The sequence below is a fragment of the Saccharopolyspora sp. 7B genome (assembly GCF_020177435.1).
GTDB lineage: Bacteria > Actinomycetota > Actinomycetes > Mycobacteriales > Pseudonocardiaceae > Saccharopolyspora_C > Saccharopolyspora_C gregorii.
The window spans coordinates 41,139-64,908 of the sequence record NZ_JAIUKC010000014.1; the positions used below are offsets into that span (position 1 = coordinate 41,139).

At 71.2% G+C, this 23,770-nt stretch carries 20 protein-coding genes; 2 read left to right on the forward strand and 18 right to left on the reverse strand.

Features of this window, described 5'->3' with window-relative positions:
* Nucleotides 1-191: 191 nt before the first annotated feature.
* Complete coding sequence (locus LCD33_RS02725) at nt 192-1,100, forward strand: YceI family protein (RefSeq protein ID WP_224967091.1); 909 nt, start codon at nt 192-194, stop codon at nt 1,098-1,100.
* Nucleotides 1,101-1,155: 55 nt separating this feature from the next.
* Here the strand turns inward: LCD33_RS02725 and ddaH are convergent, their stop codons facing one another.
* Nucleotides 1,156-2,016, reverse strand: coding sequence for a dimethylargininase (gene ddaH, locus LCD33_RS02730; protein ID WP_224956925.1), 861 nt, complete (start codon nt 2,014-2,016; stop codon nt 1,156-1,158).
* Between the two features lie 74 nt (nt 2,017-2,090).
* Between ddaH and LCD33_RS02735 the strand changes: the two genes are divergently transcribed.
* Nucleotides 2,091-2,531, forward strand: coding sequence for an Lrp/AsnC family transcriptional regulator (locus tag LCD33_RS02735; RefSeq protein WP_224956927.1), 441 nt, complete (start codon nt 2,091-2,093; stop codon nt 2,529-2,531).
* A 54-nt stretch (nt 2,532-2,585) separates the two neighbouring features.
* On the opposite strand, the gene LCD33_RS02740 is transcribed toward LCD33_RS02735, so the two are convergent.
* From LCD33_RS02740 to LCD33_RS02820, 17 genes are all read right to left on the reverse strand, one after another.
* Nucleotides 2,586-4,166, reverse strand: coding sequence for a hypothetical protein (locus LCD33_RS02740; protein ID WP_224977479.1), 1,581 nt, complete (start codon nt 4,164-4,166; stop codon nt 2,586-2,588).
* Nucleotides 4,167-4,377: 211 nt separating this feature from the next.
* Nucleotides 4,378-5,409 carry a polyprenyl synthetase family protein gene (locus tag LCD33_RS02745; RefSeq protein ID WP_374201751.1) on the reverse strand — a complete coding sequence of 344 codons (1,032 nt, stop codon included), beginning with the start codon at nt 5,407-5,409 and terminating at the stop codon, nt 4,378-4,380.
* A 49-nt stretch (nt 5,410-5,458) separates the two neighbouring features.
* Nucleotides 5,459-7,021: an NADH-quinone oxidoreductase subunit NuoN gene (gene nuoN / locus LCD33_RS02750; RefSeq protein WP_224967089.1), complete on the reverse strand. Its 1,563-nt coding sequence runs from the start codon at nt 7,019-7,021 to the stop codon at nt 5,459-5,461.
* A gap of 3 nt (nt 7,022-7,024) precedes the next feature.
* On the reverse strand, nt 7,025-8,602 hold the full coding sequence (locus LCD33_RS02755) for a NuoM family protein (protein WP_224956930.1): 1,578 nt from the start codon (nt 8,600-8,602) through the stop codon (nt 7,025-7,027).
* A gap of 49 nt (nt 8,603-8,651) precedes the next feature.
* Nucleotides 8,652-10,583 (reverse strand): NADH-quinone oxidoreductase subunit L, encoded by a 1,932-nt coding sequence (gene nuoL / locus LCD33_RS02760; RefSeq protein ID WP_224967097.1) that lies wholly within the window; start codon nt 10,581-10,583, stop codon nt 8,652-8,654.
* Nucleotides 10,584-10,718: 135 nt separating this feature from the next.
* Nucleotides 10,719-11,018 (reverse strand): NADH-quinone oxidoreductase subunit NuoK, encoded by a 300-nt coding sequence (gene nuoK, locus LCD33_RS02765; RefSeq protein WP_184476123.1) that lies wholly within the window; start codon nt 11,016-11,018, stop codon nt 10,719-10,721.
* Nucleotides 11,015-11,968, reverse strand: coding sequence for an NADH-quinone oxidoreductase subunit J (locus LCD33_RS02770; RefSeq protein ID WP_224967088.1), 954 nt, complete (start codon nt 11,966-11,968; stop codon nt 11,015-11,017). The genes nuoK and LCD33_RS02770 overlap by 4 nt, the downstream gene beginning before the upstream one ends.
* Nucleotides 11,968-12,528 carry an NADH-quinone oxidoreductase subunit NuoI gene (nuoI, locus tag LCD33_RS02775; protein ID WP_224956932.1) on the reverse strand — a complete coding sequence of 187 codons (561 nt, stop codon included), beginning with the start codon at nt 12,526-12,528 and terminating at the stop codon, nt 11,968-11,970. Before nuoI ends, LCD33_RS02770 begins: the two co-directional genes overlap by 1 nt.
* A complete protein-coding gene (gene nuoH, locus LCD33_RS02780) occupies nt 12,521-13,813 on the reverse strand; it encodes an NADH-quinone oxidoreductase subunit NuoH (protein ID WP_224977480.1) in 1,293 nt (430 codons plus the stop codon). The genes nuoI and nuoH overlap by 8 nt, the downstream gene beginning before the upstream one ends.
* On the reverse strand, nt 13,810-16,380 hold the full coding sequence (locus LCD33_RS02785) for an NADH-quinone oxidoreductase subunit G (protein ID WP_224967086.1): 2,571 nt from the start codon (nt 16,378-16,380) through the stop codon (nt 13,810-13,812). The genes nuoH and LCD33_RS02785 overlap by 4 nt, the downstream gene beginning before the upstream one ends.
* Complete coding sequence (gene nuoF, locus LCD33_RS02790; protein ID WP_224956938.1) at nt 16,377-17,699, reverse strand: NADH-quinone oxidoreductase subunit NuoF; 1,323 nt, start codon at nt 17,697-17,699, stop codon at nt 16,377-16,379. The genes LCD33_RS02785 and nuoF overlap by 4 nt, the downstream gene beginning before the upstream one ends.
* Nucleotides 17,700-17,705: 6 nt before the next feature.
* Nucleotides 17,706-18,473, reverse strand: a complete 768-nt coding sequence (gene nuoE, locus LCD33_RS02795) for an NADH-quinone oxidoreductase subunit NuoE (protein WP_224956940.1) — start codon at nt 18,471-18,473, stop codon at nt 17,706-17,708.
* Nucleotides 18,470-19,813 (reverse strand): NADH-quinone oxidoreductase subunit D, encoded by a 1,344-nt coding sequence (locus LCD33_RS02800; protein WP_224956941.1) that lies wholly within the window; start codon nt 19,811-19,813, stop codon nt 18,470-18,472. The genes nuoE and LCD33_RS02800 overlap by 4 nt, the downstream gene beginning before the upstream one ends.
* Before the next feature lie 52 nt (nt 19,814-19,865).
* Nucleotides 19,866-20,642: an NADH-quinone oxidoreductase subunit C gene (locus tag LCD33_RS02805; RefSeq protein ID WP_224967085.1), complete on the reverse strand. Its 777-nt coding sequence runs from the start codon at nt 20,640-20,642 to the stop codon at nt 19,866-19,868.
* A gap of 5 nt (nt 20,643-20,647) precedes the next feature.
* Nucleotides 20,648-21,328 carry an NADH-quinone oxidoreductase subunit B family protein gene (locus LCD33_RS02810; protein ID WP_224967084.1) on the reverse strand — a complete coding sequence of 227 codons (681 nt, stop codon included), beginning with the start codon at nt 21,326-21,328 and terminating at the stop codon, nt 20,648-20,650.
* Nucleotides 21,329-21,398: 70 nt separating this feature from the next.
* Nucleotides 21,399-21,788, reverse strand: a complete 390-nt coding sequence (locus LCD33_RS02815) for an NADH-quinone oxidoreductase subunit A (protein WP_224956945.1) — start codon at nt 21,786-21,788, stop codon at nt 21,399-21,401.
* Between the two features lie 158 nt (nt 21,789-21,946).
* A complete protein-coding gene (locus LCD33_RS02820; protein WP_224967083.1) occupies nt 21,947-23,245 on the reverse strand; it encodes a geranylgeranyl reductase family protein in 1,299 nt (432 codons plus the stop codon).
* Nucleotides 23,246-23,770: the final 525 nt, after the last annotated feature.

Genomic DNA, 23,770 nt, shown 5'->3' on the forward strand with positions numbered 1-23,770 from the left:
CTGCCGCGGAGTGCCGCGCACCACCCGAGAGGTCCAGACCGGTTCGACCGTTGTGCAACGATGACCTGCACAGTTTGGATCAGTGTGCACGGGACCGGGACGCCGAGATCGTTTCGGCCTAGCATGACCCGCGCCACCGAAAGAACAACTTTCCCGCACAGGGGGTGGCGGGAGAGCGGAAAGGATCCAAGATGTTCGCCAAACTGCGCAGGCGCCGCGGGAACACCGGCGCCGCACCACGGCCCGGCGCCGGGAACGCCGGCTACCTGCCGGAAACCCCCCTCGATGGCGGCGTCATCAGCTGCCAGGTGCACGACGATATGGGCAAGCTGCTGCCGGGCGCCACGGTCACCATCACCGACCGGCTGAACCAGCAGATCGCACAGGCCGACACGGACAGCTACGGCTCGTTCCTCGCAACGGTGCAACCGGGCATGCACAAGATCTCGATCAACGCGGGTGGCTTCAAGCGCAAGAGCGCTCGCATCGAGGTCCGCGTCAACCAGCACACCTCGCTCGGCGGCGTGCGGCTGGAGTCGGACAACTCGCTGGCGCTGCCGCAGCCCGGCACCTGGACCTTCGACCCCACCCACACCGAGATCCACTTCGTCGCGCAGCACGTCGGCATGTCGAAGATCCGCGGCCGGTTCAACTCCTTCGAAGGCCAGATCCAGGTCGCGCGGCGCTTCGAGGACTCCCGGATCGACGTCGTCATCGACGCGGACAGCATCGACACCGGCGTCAACATGCGGGACACCCACCTGAAGTCCGCGGACTTCCTCGACGTGGAGAACTACCCGAAGCTGTACTTCAGCAGCACCAAGTTCCACCAGGTCCGCGGCGACCGCTGGCTCATCGACGGCGCGTTCACGCTCCGCGGCACCAGCAGCAACGTGCAGCTCGACACCGCCTACCTCGGGCAGCGGACCTGGCAGGGCCCCGGGTTCGAGAGCGACCGGCGGGCCGCCTGCCGCGCCACCACCACGCTGCGCCGCGAGGACTACGCGGTGAACTGGCAGGCCACCCTCGCCAAGGGCATCGCCGTCGTCGGTCCGACCATCGAGATCGAACTCGGCGTGCAGGCAGTGCTGGAGCAGTGATCGTTCCGCGCCGGCGGTTGCGGGGAACCGTCGGCGCCCCCGTCCGCGCGGCCGGTCAGCCGTGCAGCTCCATCGTGCAGCACTTCGGTCCGCCACCGGACTTGCGCAGCTCCGAGACGTCCACGTGGATCGGCTCGTAACCGCGGTCGCGCAGCTTCGCGGCCAAGCCCGTCGCCTCCAGCGGCAGCACCACGTGCCGCCCGTCGGACACGCCGTTCAGCCCCAGGCACTCCGCGTCGGCGGCGTCCGCGACCACCGCGTCCGGGAACAGCCGCTCCAGCACCCGCCGCGAACCCGCCGAGAACGCCTCCGGGTAGTAGGCGATCTGCGGGTGCTCACCCTGCGAGAGCACGAACAGCGCCGTGTCCAGGTGGTAGAAGCGGGCGTCGACCAGGCGCAACGACACCACCGGCACGCCCAGCGCCTCCTGCGCCTCCGCGTGCGCCTCCGGGTCGGTGCGGAAGCCGGTGCCCGCCAGCAGCAGGCCGCCGGTCCACGCGAAGTCGCCCTCCGCCTCGTTGATCCGCGACGGCATCACGATCTCGCGGTACCCGTTCCCGGCGAACCAGCGGCGGAAGTGCTCGGCCTCCGCGGCGCGCTGCTCGGCGCGGAACCGGGATCCCAGCACCCGGCCGCCGATGACCGTGCCCGAGTTCGCCGCGAACACCATGTCCGGCAGCCCCGGCTGCGCGGGCACCACCGACACCGAGTGGCCCAGCCGCTCGTAGGTGCGCTTCAGCTCCTCCCACTGGCGCAGCGCGAGCTCGACGTCCACCGGGCGGTCCGGGTCCATCCACGGGTTGATCACGTACTCCACGGCGAAGTGCTCCGGCGGGCACATCACGTAGTCGCGCGGCGTCGGCGTGCGGGATCCGGTCCGGGTCTCGGCGCGCGGATCCACAAGGGCGGTCGTCATGATACGAAATCTAATCCCGCCTCCGGCGACCTTCAACAACGCTCCATTGCGCGAAATGCGGCAGTATGTTGCGCATGGACACCTTGGATCAGCGAATCGTTTCGCAGCTGGTGACGGACGCCCGCGCGAGCTACGCCGAGATCGGCGCCGTGGTGGGTCTGTCCGCGCCCGCGGTGAAGCGGCGGGTGGACAAGCTGCTGGACCAGGGCGTGCTGCGCGGCTTCACCGCAGTCGTGGACCCCGAGGCGCTGGGCTGGGGGACCGAGGCCTTCGTCGAAGTGCACTGCCACGGGAACGTGCCGACCCACCGCATCCGCAGCGGGCTCGAACCGCTGCCCGAAGTCGTCGCCGCCTACACGGTGTCCGGGCCCGCGGACGCGATCGTGCACCTGCGGGCCGCCGACATCCACCACCTGGAGACGGCGCTGGAACGGCTGCGCGGCGTCGAGTTCATCAGCCGGACCGTGTCCACGGTCGTGCTGTCCCGGCTGCTGGAGCGCCCGCCGCAGCCCTGAGGCGCGCACGACGAAGCCGCCCCCGCGACGTGGCGGAGGCGGCTTCGGGTCACGTCAGGAGCCGGAGTTCCAGTGCTGGAAGCCCGCTTCCTCCGCGTCGGCCTCCGTCCGGAACCACACCTCGGCGACGACGCGGTCGTAGTGCGGCGAGTCCGGGGCGTGGTAGCGGCGCGAAGCGAAATCGCCCTTGACCATGTGGCCGTCCTGCTGCGACGGCTCCTGCGGCGCGGCCAGCGACTCGCGCCTGCGGTTCGCCTGCGCCTGCGGGTCGGCGTGCCAGGCCGCCTGCGACCGGCCAGGGCGCTGCTGCATGCCGGGGCGCGGGCCGGCGCCGGGAGTGCGGCGCGGCAGCGGGGTCTGCTCGGACTCGGCGATCACCGGGACGTCCGAGGCCTGCTCGGGCGCGGCCTGGTCGGTGAACTCGTGCGCCCGGCTCTCCACCAGCGCGCGCAGGTTCCCAGCGAAGCCGTGGTCGTCCCCAGCACGGGCCGGTTCCGGTTCGGTCCAGGTCGGTTCGGCTTCCGGCTCGCGGGCCGGTTCGGCGTCGCGCGGGGCCTCCGAGGCGGGCCGCGGCGCATCCGACAGATCCGACAGGCCCAGCGCGGCGGACAGCTCGGCGGCGCCGGAGAGCCCGGGCGGGCCCGGGCGCAGCGGGGTCTCGGGCCGGGTGAAGATCTCGGTCCCGTCGCCGGTCGGCGCGGCCGACCGGGCGGGGCGGGCGATCTCGGACTCGTCGGCGGCGGCGTACTTCTGGAACCAGGTGCTGGCCGATTCGGCGGGCCGGTCGGCCACCGGGTCGGTGTTCGCGCCGCGCCCGAGCGCTTGGCCGATGTCCGCGGAGGTGGGGCGTTCGGCGTCCTCGCCGCCGTCCTGGTCGTTCGGGATGGTCCACGGCGCTCCGGCGGGCTGGCGGCTCGACTGCGCGGCGTCGGAACGCTGGGGCTGCTCGGGGCGCTGATCCTGCTCAGGACGTGGGGACTGCTCGGGACGCTGGGCCGTTCCCGGCCGCGGACCGCTGTCCTCGTCCTCGCGGACGCGGCTGGGCCACCAGCCACCGCTGGACCGGCCCGCGTAGGGGCTGTCGTCCTTCCAGGCGCCCGGGTTCCGGACCGGGAGGGACGGATCGCCGGGGGTGCGGGCGGGCTGCTCGGCGGGCTCGTGCGCGCAGGTGGCGCCGTCGTCCACCACCAGGTCGGCGACCTGGGAACCGCCGCGCACCGAGACCTCGGCGCGCGCGTCGGTGGTGGCGGTGGGCGCGGGTTCAGCCGCGGGCTGAGCTGCCGGGGTGCGAGCAGCCGAGGTCTGCGCGGCCGGCGCCGTGGGCCGCTCCGGCTCCGGCAACCGCGCGGTGCGCGGCTCGTCGTCCTCGTCCGGCTCGGCGAGCTGCCCGGCGTCCTGCTCCCAGCGCGGCTGCACCGCGGTGCGCTCCACGCCCAGCGGGGGCGAGGGCTGGTGGCTGCGCCAGATCTGCCGGTCGTGGCGCGCGTCCTGGTGCTCCACGTACTCGGTGAACTCGGAGGTCACCTTCCGCAGCCGGCGCCGCAGCGGCAGCACGAACAGCAACCAGGTGATCACAGAACCGAGCAGGAACGCGGCGACACTCCACAACCACACCTGCGTAAACAGCCACACCACCGGCGACGCCCTCCCTCAAAGGCCACGTGGGGCACCGTGAGCGTGGACAGGCTACTCCGCGCACGCTCCACCCCGTACCTCGACGCAACACTCCACCCGACCGGGACCAAGATCAGCCCCGGTGGAGTGACTCACCCACGCCGAGCGTTCACTGTCCGACACCGCAGACGTGCCGAGCTCCGAGCGGTCCCCGACGGCCGCGCCCGGGCCGTCAGCGGGTCCGGGCCACCACGTAGTGGACCAGAGCCTCCAGCGCGGTCCGCGCGGAGCAGTCCGGGAGCTCCGCCAGCACCGCCCGCGCCTCCTGCGCGTACTCGTCGAGCGTGGCGCGGGCCCGCCGCAAGCCGCTGGACTCGCGCAGCAGCTTCAACGCCTCCGCCACGTCCTCGTCCGCGTGCAGCGGTTCGCCCAGCAGCTCCAGCAGCCGCGGATCGGTGTCCGCCGCGTCCCTGGCGTAGATCATCGGCAGCGTGAGCACGCCCTCGCGCAGGTCGGTCCCGGGCGTCTTGCCGGAGTCCGCCGCGGGCGAGGCGATGTCGATCACGTCGTCGGAGATCTGGAAGGCGATGCCGATGCTCTTGCCGAACGACTCCAGCGCCGCGACCTGCTCCGGGGTCGCACCCGCCGCGGTCGCGCCGAACCGGCCGGAGGTCGCGATCAGCGAACCGGTCTTCTCGTAGATCACCTGGAGGTAGTGCTCCTCCAGGTCCTGGCCCTCACCCGCGCCGATCGTCTCGCGCAGCTGCCCGGTGACCAGTGCTTCGAAGGTGGTCGCCATCCGCCGCACCGCGTCGGCGCCGAGGTCGGCGACCATCCGGGAGGCGTGCGCCATCAGGAAGTCGCCGGTGAGGATCGCCACCGAGTTGTCCCAGCGCACGTTCGCGCTGGCCGCGCCGCGGCGCATCGTGGCCTCGTCCATCACGTCGTCGTGGTACAGCGTCGCGAGGTGCACCATCTCCACCACCGCCGCCGAGGTGATCACGTCGTCCGGCGACGGGTCCGCGAAGTGCGCCGCCAACAGCGCGAACAGCGGCCGGAACCGCTTTCCTCCCGCGTCCACCAGGTGCAGCGAAGTGCGGGTCGCGAAGTCGAACTCGCTGCGCACCGACTCGTGCAGCAGCGCTTCGACCCGGGCCATGCCCGCGGAGATCGACTCGGCCAGCGCCGGATCGTCGATGTCGAACCCGCTCGCAGCAGTACTGCCAGCCACGTTCCTGACCGGTTCACCAGATGGGCTGCTCACGTCACCGTCGCCTTCGCTCCCCCACCGAGTCGCCCTACGGGCGGGCACTCTACGACACGAAACCACCCACACCGGCCCAGTCCAGGGCCACCGTGGGCAGCACGCCCAGCAACAGCGTCACGACCACGCCCAACGTGATCGCCGCGGTTGTGAACGCACCCGGCACGCTGACGGTGGGCCCGTCGGCGGCCGGCTCGCTGAAGTACATCAGCACGATGACACGAAGGTAGAAGAACGCCGCAACCGCACTGGCCACCAGGGCCACCACCACCAGCGGGGCCATCCCGTCCGACAGCGCGGCCTCGAACACCACGAACTTCCCGATGAAACCGCTCGTCAGCGGGATTCCGGCGAGGGCGAACAGCAGGAACGTGAACACGGCGGCGAGCACCGGTGAACGCTTCGCCAACCCGGCCCAGTCGGAAAGGTGAGTAGCCTCACCCTCCGCGGTGCGCACGAGGCTGATCACACCGAACACGGCGACCGTGGTGAAGCCGTAGGCCAGCAGGTAGAACATCGTGCCCGACAGGCCGCGCTCGGTGAGGGAGATCGACCCGATGAGCAGGAACCCCGCGTGCGCGATGGACGAGTAGGCGATCATCCGCTTGATGTCGTTCTGGGTGAGCCCGAGGACCACGCCGATCACCATGGACACGATCGCGACCGCCCACATCACGCCGCGCCACTCCCAGCTGGACGCCTGCAGCGCGACCTGCAGCACCCGCAGGATCGCGCCGAACGCGGCGACCTTGGTGCAGGCCGCCATGAACCCGGTGACCGCGGTGGGCGCGCCCTGGTAGACGTCCGGCGTCCAGGTGTGGAACGGGCCGACGGAGGCCTTGAACAGCAGGCCGACGACGAGCAGCCCGATTCCGGCGAACAGCAGCGTCTCGGATCGGTCGCTGGTGGAGGTGGCCTCGGCGATGTCGGCGAGCCGCACCGAACCGGCGTAGCCGTAGAGCAGCGCCAGCCCGTACAGGAAGAACGCGGAGGCGAACGCGCCGAGCAGGAAGTACTTCACCGCCGCTTCCTGCGAGAGCAGCCTGCGGCGCTTCGCGAGCCCGCACATCAGGTACAGCGGCAGGCTCAGCACTTCCAGCGCGATGAACATGGTGAGCAGGTCGTTCGCGGCGCAGAACACCATCATGCCGCCGAGCGAGAACAGGGCGAGCGGGAACACCTCGGTGCGCATCCCGGTGCCCCCGCCGCGGTTGCCGGGGTCCTGCTCGGCTTCGGCGGCGGTCTCGGCGACGAACGCGCCACCGGGTTCCACCGAGCGGTCCGCGATGAGCAGGATCGCCGCGATGCCAAGGCCGAGCAGCGTCCCCCACAAGAACAGCGTGGACGCGTCCACGGCCAGCGCGTCGGACAGCGTGGTGACGCCGGTGCCGCCGGAGCGGGCGTGCAGCCCGAGGGCGATCCCGGCGGCGACGAGGGCCAGCAGGCTCAGCGCGACCTGGGTGGTCCAGCGGGACCGGCGGGGCACGAACGCCTCGACGAGCACGCTGATGCAGGCGGCGCCGAGCACGACCAGCACCGGTGTGATGGCGGCGTAGTCGATCGGCGGGATCGGAATCTGCTGCGCGTGGACCGCGACCTGAGTGGCACCCACTGTTCAGTTCCCTCCTTGCGAGGTCACGGGGTCGGTGACGCCGACCTCGCTCATGGTCGCCCCGACCGACGGGGTGATCACGTCCAGCACCGGTTTCGGGTACACCCCGAGCGCGAGCACCAGCACGATCAGCGGGGTCAGCACGGCGATCTCCCGCGGGCGCAGGTCCAGCACCCGCGCCCGGTGCGCGCCGGGCCGGTTCGGGTCGGTGACGGCGCCCGGACCGCCCGCGGTGCCGACGAGGGCGTCGCCGCGCACCGGCCCCTGCATGATCCGCTGGTAGAGCCGCAGCACGTAGACGGCGGCGAGCACCATGCCGATGGTGGCGAGCACCGTGTACACCGGCTGCGTCGGGAAAGCGCCCAGCAGCACCAGGAACTCACTGATGAACGAGTTGGTGCCCGGCAACGACAGGGTGCTGAGCCCGGCGATGAGCAACGTCCCGGCCAGCAGCGGGGTGATCTTCGCCATCCCGCCGTAGTCGGCGATCCGGGTCGACCCGCCGCGCGCGATGATCATGCCGATGACCAGGATCAGCAGCCCGGTCGCCAGGCTGTGGTTGAGCATGTACGACACCGCGCCCACCTGGGCCTGCGAGGTGTAGGCGAAGATCCCGAGCGCGATGAACCCGAAGTGCGCGATGGACACGTAGGCGATGAACCGCTTGAGGTCGGTCTGCCCGAACGCCTGCAGCGAGCCGTAGAGCACGCCGAGCACCGCCAGCACCAGCACCAGCGGCGCCAGCAGCTGGGAGGCGTCCGGCGTGAGCGGCAGGCTGTAGCGCAGGAAGCCGAAGGTGCCGACCTTGTCCAGCACGCCGACGACGATCACCGCGACGCCGATCGGGGCCTGCTCGGCGGCGTCCGGCAGCCAGGTGTGCAGCGGCACCAGCGGTGCCTTGATCGCGAACGCGGTGAAGAAGCCCAGGAAGATCCACACCTGCACGGCGATCGGCGCGTCGGCCAGGATCGGCACCAGCCGCGCCCAGTCGAAGGTGCCTTCGCCGGTGGCCTGCAGCGCGTAGGCGTAGGCGCCGATCGCGGCGGCCAGCATGATCAGGCCGCCGAGGAACGAGTACAGGAAGAACTTCACCGCCGCGTACCGGCCGCGTTCGCCGCCGTAGCCGCCGATGAGGAAGTACATCGGGATCAGCATGATCTCGAACAGCACGTAGAACAGGAACACGTCGGTCGCCGCGAACACGGCCACCGTCAGCGACTGCTCGACCAGCAGCAGCGAGAAGAACCCGCCGTGGCTGCGCCCCGCCGGCAGCCGCTCGCCCCAGCTGAAGCCGAGCACCAGCGGCATCAGCAGCGCGATCACGGCGATCATGACGAGCGCGATGCCGTCGACGGCGAAGGACACCCGGATGTCGAACGCCGGGATCCACTCGACGGAGCTGGCCAGTTGCAGCCGCGGCCCGGCCGGGTCGTAGGCGGCCCAGGCAGCGATCGCGACGGCGAACTCGGCCAGCGACACGGCGAGCGCGGTCCACTTCGCCACCGGCGCGTTGCGGCGCAGCAGCCCGACGGCGACGGCGCCCGCCAGCGGCAGCAGGACGAGCACGAGGAGCAGGGTCATCGGATCTCCTCTTCCCCCGGGAGGTTCGGCTGGGTTCGGGTGCGGTCGGTCACGGCGTGCCCACCACCAGCAGCGCCCCGATCAGCAGCACGCCGCCGCAGAGCATGGACAGCGCGTAGGAGCGGACGAACCCGTTCTGCCTGCGCCGCGCCCAGCCGGAGCCGAGCTGCAGCGCACCGGCGAGACCGGTGACGGCTCCGTCCACGGCGGCGCGGTCGAAGGCGACCAGGCCGCGGGTGAGCCCGGCGGTGGGTTTGACGGCGACGGCGTCGTTGAGCGCGTTGCCGCCGAGGTCGGCGCGCGCGGCGCGCACCACCGGCGACACCCGCTCGGGCCGGGTGACCGGCACCGGTTTCCGGCCGACGAGCAGCCAGGCGGCGAGCGCGCCGAGCGCGGAGAGCACCACGGTCAGCACCGGGATCACCGAGTGCGGCAGCGCCCCGCCGTGCGATTCCTCCAGCGCGCCGAGCGACGGCGCGAGGAAGGTGACCAGCCGGTCCCCGGAGGCGAGGAACATGCCCGCCCCGACCGAGCCGACGGCCAACACGATCATCGGCCCGGTCATGATCGCCGGGGATTCGTGCGGGTGGTAGTCCTGCCCGTCCGCGGTCTTGAGGTCCTGCCAGCGCTTCTCGCCGAAGAAGGTCATCAGCACCAGCCGCGTCATGTAGAACGCGGTGAGCGCGGCACCCAGCAGCGCCGCGCCGCCGAACACCCAGCCCCGCCAGCCGTCCTGGCCGAACGCGGCCTCGATGATCGCGTCCTTCGAGTAGTAGCCGGACAGGAACGGGAACCCGATCAGCGCCAGGTAACCGAGCGCGAAGGTGGCGAAGGTGATCGGCAGGTGCTTGGCGAGCCCGCCGAACCGGCGCATGTTCACCTCGTCGCGCATCGCGTGCATCACCGACCCGGCGCCGAGGAACAGCCCGGCCTTGAAGAACCCGTGGGTGAGCAGGTGCATGATGCCGAGCGCGTACCCGGCCGGCCCGAGCCCGACGGCGAGGATCATGTAGCCGATCTGGCTGACCGTGGAGTAGGCCAGCACCTTCTTGATGTCGTCGTAGGCGCAGCCGATGACGCAGCCGACCAGCAGCGTCACCGCGCCGATGATGGTGACGACCAGCCTGCCGTCCGGGGACAGCGTGTACAGCGGGTTGGCGCGGGCGATCAGGTAGACGCCCGCGGTGACCATGGTCGCCGCGTGGATCAGCGCGGACACCGGGGTGGGGCCTTCCATCGCGTCCGGCAGCCACGCCTGCAGCGGGACCTGGCCGGACTTGCCGCACGCCCCGAGCAGCAGCAGCAGCGTGATCGCCAGCAGCACGCCCGGGGTCAGCTCCCCGGCGCGGGCGAAGACCTCGGTGTACTGGGTGGTGCCGAGCTTCGCGAACAGCAGGAAGATCGCGAGGGCGAGCCCGACGTCGCCGACCCGGTTCATCACGAACGCCTTGGTCGCGGCCGCGGCCGCCGAGGGCCGCTGCTGCCAGAACCCGATCAGCAGGTAGGACGCCAGGCCGACGCCCTCCCAGCCGAGGTACAGCGTCACGAAGCTGTTGCCCAGCACCAGCACCAGCATGGCCGCGACGAACAGGTTCAGGTAGGCGAAGAACCGCCGCCGCTCGGTGTTGTGCCTGCCGGTGCGGCCTTCCTGGTCGTGGGCCATGTAGCCGATCGAGTAGAGGTGGATCAGCGCGCCCACCCCGGTGATCAGCAGCACGAACACCATCGACAGCGGGTCCAGCCGCAGCCCGAAGTCGACCTGCAGCGCCTCGACCGGGATCCAGGAGAACACGTGCAGCTCGCGCACCGGTTGCGCGTCGCCCGCGATGCTCGTGAACAGCGCCACCCCGTAGGCGAACGCCGCGATCACGGTGGCGCTGCCCAGCAGGTGGCCCCACCCGTCGGCGCGGCGGCCCGCGATCAGCAGCACGGCCGCGCCGAGCAGCGGCAGCGCGATGAGCAGCCAGGCGCCGCCCTGCACGGGACCTTGCGCGGCCTGCACGGCGAGGAGATCGGGACTGGCCGGGAACGTCGTCGTCACGCCAGGCTCTCCCTACTGTGAGTGCGAACGGGGGTTCGGGTGCGCGGCGCGCCGGCCGCGGGGGCGGGCATGGCGCTAGTACTTGAGGAGGTTGGCGTCGTCGACCGAGGCCGAGCGGCGGGTCCGGAAGATCGACATGATGATCGCGAGGCCGACCACGACTTCCGCGGCGGCGACGACCATCACGAAGAACGCCATCACCTGCCCGTGCACCGAGCCCTCGATGCGGGCGAAGGTGACCAGCGTCAGGTTCACCGCGTTGAGCATCAGCTCGATGCACATGAACACGACGATGGCGTTGCGCCGCACCAGCACGCCGACGGCGCCGATACTGAACAGCAGCGCGGACAGCAGCAGGTAGTAGGTGGGGGTCATCGCCGGACCTCCTCGGGGGACGCGTGGCCGGAGCCGGAGCGGCCGTTGCTGCCGTCCTCGCCGCGGTCGTCCGGGGTCCCGGGCTCCGGCGCGTCGAGGTCCGGTGCCGGTTCCCCGGGGTCGCGGGGCCGATCGGTGAGCGCGTGCGGATCGGCTCCGCCGTCCTTGCCCGCGATGGCGTCGCGTTCGGCGGTGAGCCGTTCGACCGGCAGGTTGTCGAGGATCTCGGACAGCGACTCGGGCGCCACCGAGCCGTCCGGCAGCAGCGCCGGGGTCGCCACCGAGTTCGCGGTGGCGTACACGCCGGGGCCGGGCAACGGCGAGGACCGGTCGCCGCGCAGCCGCGCTTCGACGCGTTCCCGCTGGCTGATCCGCGCGGCGCGTCCCTTGCCGCCGTAGGCGAGCACCATCGCGCCCAGCGCGGCGGTGATCAGCAGCGCCGAGGTCAGCTCGAACGGGAACAGGTAGTCGGTGAAGATCAGCGCGCCGAGCCCGCCCGCACCGCCGCCGCGCGCGGACCACGGGTCCAGCGGTGCAGCGACCGGCACGTCGGTGAGCGCCCTGGCCAGCCCGGTCACCAGCAGCAGCGCGAACGCGACCCCGGCGACGGCGGCCCACAGCCGCTGCCCGCGCAGCACCTCCACCACCGAGTCCGAGGAGTCGCGGCCCACCATCATCAGCACGAACAGGAACAGCATCATGATCGCGCCGGTGTAGACGATGATCTGGGTGAAGCCGAGGAAGGGCGCGCTCTGCGCCATGTACAGCACGCCGAGGCTCAGCATGGTCAGCACCAGGAACAGCGCGGAGTGCACCGCGCCGCGCGAGAACACCATGCCCAGCGCCCCGACCAGGGCCAGCGGCCCGAGGATCCAGAACGCCGCGGCCTCGCCCGCGCCGACCACGTCCGCGGCCTGCTGCTGGGCGAGCACCGCAGTTGCCGTGAGCATCACCGCCGCGCCTCCTCGTGCCCGGTCTCCACGGTTTCGCCTTCGGGCACGCCGCTGCGCCGCGCGAGCTCGGGCCCGCGCACGTAGTAGTCCTGCTCGTCCTCGCCGAGCCGCATCGGGTGCGGCGGCTGCTCCATGCCGGGCAGCAGCGGGGCCAGCAGGTCCTCCTTGGTGTAGATGAGGTGCTGCCGGTCGTCGTCGGCGGTCTCGTACTCGTTCGTCATGGTCAGCGAGCGGGTCGGGCACGCCTCGATGCACAGGCCGCAGCCGATGCACCGCAGGTAGTTGATCTGGTAGTCGGCCCCGTAGCGCTCCCCCGGCGAGTAGCGCTCGTCCTCGGTGTTGTCCCCGCCCTCGACGAAGATCGCGTCCGCGGGGCAGGCCCAGGCGCACAGCTCGCAGCCCACGCACTTCTCCAGCCCGTCCGGGTGCCGGTTGAGCTGGTGGCGGCCGTGGAACCGGGGTGCGGTGACCTTCTTGACCTCGGGGTACTCCTCGGTGACGACCTTCTTGAACATCGTCGAGAAAGTGACGCCGAAACCTTTCAGCGGATCAAACACGGCCCGCTCCCTCCTTCGAGGCGTCGTCGGCCCCGGACGGCGGCACCGGGGTGCGCCGCGGTGGGGTCGGGGGCACTTGCAGGTCCAGCGGCGGGACGGGGAACCCGCTGCCCGCCATGGGCGCTTCCGGTTCTTCCGGTTCGGGCCGCTTGCGGTCCGGGACGAGGAAGGCCGCGGCGATGAGCACCACCAGCACCTCGCCGCCGACGACCCGGAACGTCGTCGAGTCGACGCCCTGCTCGTTGCGGACCGCGCGGATCACGGTGACCACCACGATCCACACCAGGCTCAGCGGGACGAGGACCTTCCAGCCGAGGTTCATGAACTGGTCGTAGCGCAGCCGCGGCAGCGTGGCGCGCAGCCACACGAACACGAACAGGAACGCCAGCGTCTTCCCGAGGAACCACAGCACCGGCCACCAGCCGGTGTTGAGCACCCCGCCGCCGATCAGGCTCAGCGGCCACGGCGCGTGCCAGCCGCCGAGGAACAGCGTGGTGGCGAGGGCGGAGACGGTGACCATGTTGATGTACTCGGCGAGGAAGAACAGCGCGAACTTCAGCGAGGAGTACTCGGTGTGGAAGCCGCCGACCAGTTCGGATTCGGCTTCCGGCAGGTCGAACGGGGCGCGGTTGGTCTCGCCGACCATCGCCACCACGTAGACCAGGAAGCTGAACGGCAGCACGAGCGCGAACCAGCCGCTGGTCTGCGCTTCGACGATGCCCGCGGTGGACAGCGTGCCCGCGTACATGATCACGGCGACGAACGAGAGGCCCATCGCGATCTCGTAGGAGATGACCTGCGCGGCGGAGCGCAGCGAGCCCAGCAGCGGGTACGGCGATCCGGAGGACCAGCCGGCGAGCACGATGCCGTAGACGCCGATGGAGGCACTGGCCAGCACCACGAGCAGCCCCACCGGCAGTTCGACCAGCTGCAGCGCGGTGCGCTCGCCGAAGATCGTGACCTCCGGGCCGATCGGGATCACCGAGAACGACACCAGCGCGGGCGTCGCGGAGATCACCGGGGCGAGGAAGTACACCCACTTGTCGGCCAGCACCGGCCGGATGTCCTCCTTGAACGCGAGCTTCAGCCCGTCGGCCAGGGATTGCAGGATGCCGAACGGTCCGGCGCGGTTCGGTCCGGGACGGTGCTGCATGCGGCCGATGACGCGGCGCTCGGCCCAGATCGTCAGCAGCGTCATCAGCACCAGGAAGGCGAAGATCGCCACGACCTTGATCAGGATCAGCCAGATCGGGTCGTCGGCGAGCAGTTCGGCGGTGCGTGTCATGACCGGCTCCTCTCCGGGCCGCCGAAGCCGAGCCCGGTGCCGCCGTGGCCGTTCGCACCGTGCCCGTTGGTCCCGTGCCCGTTGCCGCCGTGCCCGTTCGCGAGCGGCCCGGCGGGGGCGAGCGCGACGGGCGCGCCGTGCCCGACGCCCAGCAGCCGGTTCACCTTCGACGGTCCGGAGTCCATCGGCAGCCACACCACGTCGTCGGGCATGTCGGTGAACCGCGCTTCGAGCGTGATCGACCCGCGGTCGCCGCGGACTTCGACCTGCTGGCGCTCCAACAGCCCGAGCCGCCGCGCGGTGGCCGGGGACAGCATCGCCACGGTGTCCCGCCGGGTGCCCGCGAGGTTCGGTTCGTCGTCCTGCAGCGAGCCGTCGTCCAGCAGCCGCCGCCAGGTGGCCAGCAGCACGCGGCCCGGCCCGGGTGGCGCGACGGGCCGCACCTGCTCGTCCGGGGCGGGTGGCCGGGCGCGCCCGCCGGTGCCGAGCCGGTCCAGTTCGGCGCGGACCGCGGCGGGGCTCTGGGTGAACAGGTCGGCGTCCATCTCGACCGCGAGGGTGTCCAGCACCCGGCAGTCCGGCAGCGCGCCGGTTCCTTCGATGGTGATGCGGAATTCGCGGCGGCGGCCCTCCCAGTTCAGGTAGGTGCCGGACTTCTCCGAGCTCGGCGCGATGGGCAGCACCACGTCGGCGCGTTCGGTGACTGCGCTGGGACGCAGTTCGAGGCTCACCACGAAGTCGGCGCGGTCCAAGGCCTGCCGAGCCAGTTCCGGGTCGGGCAGGTCGTCCGGGTCGACGCCGCCGACGAGCAGTCCGGCGAGGTCGCCGCGCGCGGCGGCGCGCAGGATGCCCTCGGTATCCCGCCCGGGCGCGCCGGGCAGGCTGTCGGCGTCCACGCCCCAGGTCTGGGCGACCTCGGCGCAGGCGGTGAGGTCGCCGACGGCGCGGCCGCCGGGCAGCAGCGTGGGCAGCGCACCGGCTTCGACGGCGCCGCGTTCGCCCGCGCGGCGCGGGATCCACGCGACCCGCGCGCCGGTGCGGGCCGCGGTGCGGGTGACCTCGGAGAGCAGTCCGGGGATCTGCGCGGCCCGCTCGCCGACGACGAGCACCGCTCCCCCGGCCCGCAGCGCTTCGTCCACTTCGGACGGGAGCTCGGCCAGCGCGGCGGCCTCCCCGCCGGGCGGGCACGGCAGCAGCGCGCCGGTGCGCACCGGACCGCCACCGCTCATGATCCGCGTCGTCTTCTCCACGCCCGGCGAGTTCCACTGCCCGAGGTGGAAGACCTTCGTGCTCCCCTTGCGGGCCGCCTTGCGCAGCCGCAGGAACACGCTCGGCGACTCCTCCTCCGGTTCGAAGGCGACGCACAGCACGGCGGGCGCGGCCTCCAGGTCGGCGAAGGTCACCGCGCCCGCACCGGGCCCGGTGCCGACGACGGCGGACTCCAGGAACGCGAGCTCCTCGTCCGAGTGCGCCCTGGCGCGAGCGTCGACGTCGTTGGTGCGCAACGCGATCCGCGCGAACTTCGCGTAGGCGTAGGCGTCCTCCTCGGTCAACCGGCCGCCGGGCAGCACCCCGACGCCGCGGTCGTCGCGCGCCCGCAGCAGCCCGTCGGCGGCGACGCGCAGCGCCTCCGTCCAGGACGCGGTCCGCAGCTCACCGCCCTCGCGCACCATCGGCCGCAGGAAGCGGTCCGCGGCGGTGGCGTAGCGGAACGCGAACCGGCCCTTGTCGCAGAGCCACTCCTCGTTGACCTCCGGGTCGTCCCCGGCGAGCCGCCGCATCACCTTGCCGCGCCGCCAGTCGGTGCGCGTCGCGCAGCCCGACGAGCAGTGCTCGCACACGGCCGGCGTGGACACCAGGTCGAACGGCCGGGAGCGGAACCGGTAGGCGGCGCTGGTCAGCGCGCCCACCGGGCAGATCTGGATGGTGTTGCCGGAGAAGTACGACTGGAACGGCTGCTGCTCGGCGATGCCGATCTGCTGCACCGCCCCGCGCTCCAGCAGTTCGATGAACGGGTCGCCCGCGATCTGCTTGGAGAACCGGGTGCAGCGCTGGCACAGCACGCAGCGCTCCCGGTCCAGCAGCACCTGGGTGGAGATCGGCACCGGCTTGGCGAAGGTCCGCTTGGTGTCGTGGAACCGGGATTCGGCGCGGCCGTGCTTGAGCGCCTGGTTCTGCAGCGGGCACTCGCCGCCCTTGTCGCAGATCGGGCAGTCCAGCGGGTGGTTGATCAGCAGCAGTTCCATCACGCCCTGCTGCGCCTTGTCGGCGACCGGCGAGGTCTGCTGCGTCTTCACCACCATGCCGTCGGCGACGGTCATCGTGCAGGAGGCCTGCGGCTTGGGCATCGCCCGGCCGTTCATCTCCACTTCCACCAGGCACTGCCTGCACGCGCCCGCCGGGTCGAGCAGCGGGTGGTCGCAGAACCGGGGGATGACGATGCCCATCCGCTCCGCGGTGCGGATCAGCAGCTCGCCCTTGGGGGCGTCGACTTCGACGCCGTCGATCGTCAGCCGGACGTGCCCCTCGGGGACCGGCTTGGTCTCACGCTCGGATGCCACCGTCATCGGGCCGCTCCTGCCAGTGCGGGCTCGCCCGGCTCCGCGCCGGGCCGGTTCTGCTGACACAGCGCGAGGAATTCCTCGCGGAAGTACTTGATGCCGCTGGTGATCGGGCTGACCGCACCGTCACCGAGGGCGCAGAAGGAGCGGCCGAAGATGTTGTCGCAGACGTCGAGCAGGGTGTCGATGTCCTCTTCGGTGCCGTGCCCCTCGACCATGCGCTCCAGGACCTGGGCGAGCCAGAAGGTGCCCTCCCGGCAGGGGGTGCACTTGCCGCAGGACTCGTGCTCGTAGAACTGCGTCCACTTCATCACCGCCCACGGCACGGACACGGTCTCGTTGAACACCATCAGCGCCGTGGTGCCCAGCATCGAGCCCGCTTCGGCGGCGCCCTCGAAGTCCAGCGGCACGTCCAGGTGCTCGGCGGTGAACAGCGGGGTGGACGAGCCGCCAGGAGTCCAGAACTTGAGCGGGACCCCGTCCTTCATGCCGCCCGCCAGCTCCAGCAGCTGCCGCAGCGTGGTGCCCAGCGGGGCCTCGTACTGGCCGGGGTTCTCGACGTGCCCGGACAGCGAGTAGATCTTCGGGCCGGGCGACTTCTCCCGTCCCATGCTGCGGAACCAGTCGGAGCCGCCGTTGACGATGAACGGCACCGAGGCGATGGTCTCCACGTTGTTCACCGTGGTCGGGCACGCGTAGAGCCCGGCGGCGGCGGGGAACGGCGGTTTCAGCCGCGGCTGCCCGCGCTTGCCCTCCAGCGAATCGAGCAGCGCCGTCTCCTCGCCGCAGATGTAGGCGCCGGCCCCGGCGTGCACCACGATGTCGCAGTCGAAACCGGAGCCGAGGATGTCCTTGCCCAGGTAGCCCGCGGCGTAGGCCTCCTGCACGGCGTTGTTCAACCGGCGGATGCAGTGCAGCGCCTCACCGCGCACGTAGATCGCCGAGAAGTGCGAGCGCATCGCGTAGCAGGCGATGATCACGCCCTCCACCAGCGAGTGCGGGTCGGCCATCATCAGCGGGATGTCCTTGCAGGTGCCCGGTTCGCCCTCGTCGGCGTTGACCACGAGGTAGTGCGGCTTCACCGGTTCCTTCGGCATGAAGCTCCACTTCACGCCCGCCGGGAACCCGGCGCCGCCACGGCCGCGCAGGCCCGCGGCCTTCACCAGTTCGACCAGCTCGTCGGGCGTGGCGCGCAACGCCTTGCGCAGCGCGGTGTAGCCCTCCAGCTGCTCGTAGGTGCGGAGGCTCCAGGAGGTCGGCGACAACCACCGCTTGGTCAGCACCGGGGTGAGGTCGTCGGGCTTGGGGGAGTTCGCGTCGGTCATGTCCACTCACTCCTTCTCCGGCAGCGGCGGGATCTGCGCGTCGTCCGGCATCGGCGGCGCGGTCCAGCCGCGCTGCTGCGCCAGGTGCGCGCCGCGGACCGTCTCGGGGGCGGCCGAGGGGCCGTCCACGGTGTCCTCCAGCCGGGCGCCGGGCCGGTCGAAGAACCCGGCGAGCTGGCGCTCGGTGCGGCGGAAGTCGGTGAGCGGTGCGCCGCGCGTCGGGTCCGGCTTCTCCCCGCGCTGCAAGGACTTCACCAGTTCCAGCGCCGCTTCCGGGCTCTGCTTGTCGTAGTACTCGTAGTCGACCTGCAGCACCGGGGCGTGGTCGCAGGCCGCGAGGCATTCGGCGTGCTCCAGCGTCAGCGAGCCCGGTTCGCCCGGCGTGCCGGAGGTCTCGTCGTGGCCGACGCCGAGGTGCTCGGACACCTTCGCGTAGATGGCGTCGCCGCCCAGGGCGGCGCACAGCGTGTTGGTGCACACGCTGACCAGGTGCTCGCCGCACGGCTTGCGCTTGTACATCGTGTAGAAGGTGGCGACCGCGCTGACCTCGGCGGCGGACAGCGCCAGCTGCTCGGCGCAGAACTCGATGCCCTCGGTGCTGACGTGGCCCTGCTCGGACTGCACGAGGTGCAGCATCGGCAGCAGCGCCGACCGCGCCTCCGGGTAGCGCTCGACGATGCGCTTCGCGTCGGCGCGCACGTCCTCGCCGAACACCGGCGCGCCCGGCGGGCTCAGCACGTGCTCGGTGGTGGTGAAATCGAACTGCTCGGTCATCGGTCCACCCCGCCCATCACCGGGTCGATCGAGGCCACTGCCGCGATCACGTCCGCGACCAGGCCGCCCTCGGCCATCGCCGGGAACGCCTGGAGGTTCACGAAGCTCGGTTCCCGCACGTGCACCCGCATCGGCCGGGTGCCGCCGTCGGAGACCAAGTGGTAACCCAGCTCGCCGCGCGGCGACTCCACCGGCGAGTACACCTGCCCCGGGGGCACGTCGAAGCCCTCGGTGACCAGCTTGAAGTGGTGGATCAGCGATTCCATCGACTGGCCCATGATCTTGCGGACGTGCTCCAGGGAGTTGCCCATGCCGTCCGGCCCGATGCTCAGCTTCGCCGGCCACGCGATCTTCGGGTCGTCCACCATCACCGGGCCGGGCTCGAAGGCGTCCAGGCACTGCCGGATGATCTTCAGCGACTGGTGGATCTCCTCCAGCCGCAGCAGGAACCGGGCGAAGCAGTCCGCGTCGGTGCTCGTCGGCACCTCGAACTCGAAGTTCTCGTAACCGCAGTACGGCTCGATCTTGCGCAGGTCCCAGGCGATGCCCGCCGAGCGCAGCAGCGGCCCGGTCACGCCCAGCTGCAGGCAGCCGTCCAGCGGCAGGTACCCGACGTCCTTGAGCCGCTGCTTCCAGATCGGCTGGCCGGAGAACAGCTTCGCGTAGTCCGGCAGCCGCTTGTCCATGACCTTGATGAACTCCAGCACCTTCTCCCGGTAGTTCTCCGGGAGGTCCTGGGCCACCCCGCCCGGCCGGATGAACGCGTGGTTCATCCGCAGCCCGGTGAGGAACTCCAGCAGGTGCAGCACTTCCTCGCGATCGCGGAACCCGAAGGTCATGCCGGTGGTGGAGCCCAGCTCCATCGCGCCGGTCGCCATGAACACCAGGTGCGAGGAGATCCGGTTCAGCTCCATCAGCATGATCCGGAAGGTCTGCGCCCGCGTCGGCGCCTCGACCCCGAGCAGCTTCTCCACGCCCAGGCAGTACGCCGCCTCGTTGTACAGCGGCGCCAGGTAGTCCATCCGCGTGACGAAGGTGACGCCCTGGGTCCAGGTGCGGTACTCGGTGTTCTTCTCGATCCCGGTGTGCAGGTAGCCGATCACCGAGCGGGCCTGGGTGACGGTCTCGCCTTCGAGTTCCAGCACCAGCCGCAGCACCCCGTGCGTGGACGGGTGCTGCGGGCCGAGGTTGATGACGACGCGCTCGGAATCCGCCGCCTCGTCGATGAACTCGTCCCAGTCGCCGCCGGTGACGGTGTAGACGCGGCCTTCCGTCGTCTCGCGCGACGCCGCGTGCCTGCCGGGGTCCGTGGTGGGATCGGTCAGTGGTTCGGTGGTCATGTTCAGCACCTCTCCGCGTGCTGCCTGCCGTGGCCGTGCGGTCCGCGGAACCTCATGAGTAGGCCCGCCGCTGGTCGGGCGGCGGTATCTCGGCGCCCTTGTACTCGACGGGGATGCCGCCGAGCGGGTAGTCCTTGCGCTGCGGGTGCCCGTCCCAGTCGTCCGGCATCAAGATCCGGGTGAGCGCGGGGTGCCCGTCGTAGACCAGGCCGAACATGTCCCAGGCCTCGCGCTCCTGGAAGTCCGCCGTCGGGTACACGGACACGACCGACGGCAGGTGCGGGTCGTCGACGTCGACGGCCACCTCCAGCCGGATGCGGCGGCGGTAGGTCATCGAGGTCAGGTGGTAGACCGAGTGCAGCCGCTGCGGCACCTCCGGCCCGTAGTCCACGCCGGACACCGAGCTGCACAGCTCGAAGCGCAGCGCCGGGTCGTCGCGCAGCGAGGAGCAGGTGGACACCAGGTGCTCGCGGTCCACGTAGAAGGTGATCTCCCCGCGGTCCACGGTCACCTGCTGCACCGCCGAGTCGATCCCCTTGCCGCGCAGCGAATCCAGCAGCGCGTCCGCCACCTCGTCGAACCAACCGCCGAACGGCCGCTCGGCCGGGGCGGGCAGGTGCGCGGGCAGCCGCAGCCCGCCGTAGCCGGAGGTGTCGCCGCTGCCGCGCACGCCGAACATGCCCTGCCGCTCGCGTCCGGCGACGATCGGTTCCCGCGGCTCGGCGATCGCGCCCGAACCGGAACGCACCGGTTCGAGGCCCTCGCCGGGCCGGTCCGCGCTGGAACCCTTCTCGCCGGGGTCCGGGGTGGTCCGCTTCGAGTCGGTCATGCCGCTCACCTGCCCGCGCCGAGTTGCCGCTGCGTCTGCTCCCGCTGCGCGTCGGTCTCGACGGCGAGCGGGCCTTCCGCGCCCATCTCCTGGCGCTGCGCCAGCTGCTGCCGCTCAGCGCGCTTGCGCTGCGAGCGGTTCTTCGGCGCGTAGCGCTCGGAGGAGGCGATGAGTTCGGTGCGAGCCCCGCTCTCGGCGCGCAGCGCGGCGCGCTTGGCGTTGATCGGCTCGTCCATGATCTTGGCGTGCAGTTTGAGGATCGCGTCGAGCAGCATCTCCGGCCGCGGCGGACAACCCGGCAGGTACATGTCCACCGGCACCACGTGGTCCACGCCCTGCACCACGGCGTAGTTGTTGAACATGCCCCCGGTGGAAGCGCACACGCCCATCGCCAGCACCCAGCGCGGCTCCGGCATCTGGTCGTAGATCTGCCGCAGGACCGGGGCCATCTTGTTGGTCACCCGACCGGCGACGATCATCAGATCGGCCTGCCGCGGGGTGGCGGAGAAGCGCTCCATGCCGAACCGGGCGATGTCGTAGCGGGAACCGCCGACCGTCATCATCTCGATCGCGCAGCAGGCCAACCCGAAGGTCGCCGGCCACATCGAGGTCTTCCGGGTCCAGTTGACGAGCTTCTCCACGTTGGCCAACAGGATGCCGTTGGGCAGCTGCTCTTCGAGGCCCATCTCGGCACTCCTTCCGCTGTCGCCATTGAGAACGGTCAGTGCTCGCTCAGGCCCGCCCGGGCCCGGGCGCCTAGTTCCAGTCGAGGCCTCCGCGCCGCCACACGTAGACGTAGGCGAATCCGACGGTCGCGATGAACAGCACGACCTCGGCCACGCCGAACAGCCCGAGGGAGTCCGCGGAGACCGCGAACGGGTAGAGGAAGACCATTTCGATGTCGAAGAGGATGAACAGCATCGCCGTGAGGTAGTAGGCGACCGGCATCCGGCCGCCGCCCATCACCGGCTGCGGGGAAGGCTCGATCCCGCACTCGTAGGCATCGAGCTTCGCCCTGTTGTAGCGGCGGGGGCCGACCAGTGGCGCGATGCTCACCGAGAACACCGCGAATCCCAGCGCCAGCGCGAACATCAGCACCAGCGGGATGTACGGGTCCAGCACGCCCGAAGCGCCTGCCTCGCCCATGGCACCGCCCTCCTTCGCTGCCCCCGCCGAGACGAACGTCACGTCTGCGGCGTCAGGTGCGCACTCTATGCGGTCGGACGTAACCGCTCCGCAGTGAGGCGAACCTAACTTTATGACTTCTCACACAATCACGTGACCATCTGACCAGACTCCAGCAGTCAGGCGCTAGGGGTGAGCCGAGTAGTGGCGCTGATCACACGGTCCATCGTGTCCCCATCGCGCACGTCGTACAGATTTGCCAGCAGCTTCAACACGAAACGCATCAGCAACGGCCGCGGCAAGCCGTGCTTGGTGGCCATCCGCATCACCGTCGGATTGCCAATCAACTTGCTGAAGATGTTCCCGAGCCGGAAGTAGCCGCCCATCGCGTCGGACACCGCACCCGGGTACCGGAGCAGCGCGTGCTCCCGCGAAGGGCCCGCCGGTCGTGCGTACGCGTGGACCACGCACTCCGCCGCCAACCGGGCGGATTCCATGGCGTACGCGATGCCCTCGCCGTTGAACGGGTTGACCATGCCGCCGGCGTCCCCGACGAGCAGCAGCCCGTCCCGGTAGTGCGGCGTGCGGTTGAAGCCCATCGGCAGCGCGGCGCCGCCGATCTTGCCGGTGGCGTTCTCCTCCCGGAAACCCCACTCCTCCGGGGTCCCGTCCAGCCAGGAGCGCAACAGCTGGCGGTAGTCGGTCTTGCCGTAGGACTTCGACGTCGACAGCACGCCCAGCCCCACGTTCACCGTCCCGTCGCCCATGCCGAAGATCCAGCCGTAGCCCGGCATCAGCTTCGGCTCGGCGGGCGTCGACCGGTCCCACAGCTCCAGGTGCGACTCCAGGAAGTCGTCCTTGCTGCGCGGGCTGTCGTAGTAGCGGCGCACCGCCACGCCCATCGGGCGGTCCTCGCGCTTCTCGATGCCCATCGACAACGCCAGGCGGGCCGACACGCCGTCGCACCCGAGCACCAGCGGCGCCCGGTAGGTCACCGGCTGGCGGTCCGGGCCGGTCTTCGCGGCGACCCCGTCGATGCGGCCGGTCCGCTCATTCCGGACGGCTCCGGTCACCGTGGTCTGCTGCACCATCCGGGCGCCCGCGCGTTCCGCCCCGCGGGCGAGCAGGTCGTCGAAGTCGTTGCGCGGACGGACCACGCCGTAGGGCGGGAAGTCGGCGAGCTCCGGCCAGTCCAGCTCGATGTTCACGCCGCCGCCGACCACGCGCAGACCCCGGTTGTGCAGCCAGCCGGCCTCCTCCCGGGTGTCGATGCCGAGGTCGATCAGCTGCTTGACGCCGCGCGGCGTGATGCCGTCGCCGCACACCTTCTCCCTGGGGAAGACGCTCTTCTCCAGCAGCAGCACGTCGAGGCCCGCGCGAGCCAGGTACGTCGCCGCCGTCGAACCGGCCGGCCCGGCACCGACGACGATCACGTCGGCGTCGTCGTTCGGTCGGCGTCGGGGGGTGGCGCTGGTCATGACACTCCTTGATAGCCGTGCAGTTGCGGTGTCGAGCCACGGCGCCAGGCACGCGGACCGCACCCGGCACCCGCTCCGGTGCCGCGCACCCGAGCGGTTCCGCCGTGACCCGGTGAACCCGCCCGCTTGTGAACGAGTTCACTATCTCCGCCGAGTCTAGGCCTGCGGAAGCACTCGATCGACCCCGCGAGATAGGCCGCTCGGGTGACCGTCCTCGCAGGTGAGGCGTATCTCCGGGGCGCCGGAGGGCACCGGGCCACCCGCACGCCGCAGCGCCGCCAGGATCACCGGGTGCGGAACGGTTCCACGCCCGGGCCTCAGCGGCGCCCGCAGGCGCAGGGGGCGGGCGCGATGGACGGCGGCGGTCGGGTGCTCGCAGCACGACGGGCCAGGACGCGGCTCCCGGGCAACGCACCGAACGCGGAGGATGCGCGCTCCGGAGGTTCAGAACACGCGAAGGCCCACTACCCGCCCAGCGGGTCTTGGCCGTTGCCTGTCAGCGGCGAAGCCGATGAGCTGCCGACC

Excerpts from the sequence above, each read along its gene's own strand:
- LCD33_RS02810 (WP_224967084.1), bottom strand. The coding sequence starts at position 21,328 with ATGGGCCTCGAAGAGCAGCTGCCCAACGGCATCCTGTTGGCCAACGTG.
- nuoK (WP_184476123.1), bottom strand. The coding sequence starts at position 11,018 with ATGACCCCCACCTACTACCTGCTGCTGTCCGCGCTGCTGTTCAGTATC.
- LCD33_RS02770 (WP_224967088.1), bottom strand. The coding sequence starts at position 11,968 with ATGCTCACGGCAACTGCGGTGCTCGCCCAGCAGCAGGCCGCGGACGTG.
- nuoF (WP_224956938.1), bottom strand. The coding sequence starts at position 17,699 with ATGACCGACGCGAACTCCCCCAAGCCCGACGACCTCACCCCGGTGCTG.
- nuoH (WP_224977480.1), bottom strand. The coding sequence starts at position 13,813 with ATGACACGCACCGCCGAACTGCTCGCCGACGACCCGATCTGGCTGATC.
- LCD33_RS02785 (WP_224967086.1), bottom strand. The coding sequence starts at position 16,380 with ATGACGGTGGCATCCGAGCGTGAGACCAAGCCGGTCCCCGAGGGGCAC.
- LCD33_RS02800 (WP_224956941.1), bottom strand. The coding sequence starts at position 19,813 with ATGACCACCGAACCACTGACCGATCCCACCACGGACCCCGGCAGGCAC.
- LCD33_RS02725 (WP_224967091.1), top strand. The coding sequence starts at position 192 with ATGTTCGCCAAACTGCGCAGGCGCCGCGGGAACACCGGCGCCGCACCA.
- ddaH (WP_224956925.1), bottom strand. The coding sequence starts at position 2,016 with ATGACGACCGCCCTTGTGGATCCGCGCGCCGAGACCCGGACCGGATCC.
- LCD33_RS02820 (WP_224967083.1), bottom strand. The coding sequence starts at position 23,245 with ATGACCAGCGCCACCCCCCGACGCCGACCGAACGACGACGCCGACGTG.
- LCD33_RS02755 (WP_224956930.1), bottom strand. The coding sequence starts at position 8,602 with ATGACCCTGCTCCTCGTGCTCGTCCTGCTGCCGCTGGCGGGCGCCGTC.
- LCD33_RS02735 (WP_224956927.1), top strand. The coding sequence starts at position 2,091 with ATGGACACCTTGGATCAGCGAATCGTTTCGCAGCTGGTGACGGACGCC.
- LCD33_RS02805 (WP_224967085.1), bottom strand. The coding sequence starts at position 20,642 with ATGACCGACTCGAAGCGGACCACCCCGGACCCCGGCGAGAAGGGTTCC.
- LCD33_RS02815 (WP_224956945.1), bottom strand. The coding sequence starts at position 21,788 with ATGGGCGAGGCAGGCGCTTCGGGCGTGCTGGACCCGTACATCCCGCTG.
- nuoE (WP_224956940.1), bottom strand. The coding sequence starts at position 18,473 with ATGACCGAGCAGTTCGATTTCACCACCACCGAGCACGTGCTGAGCCCG.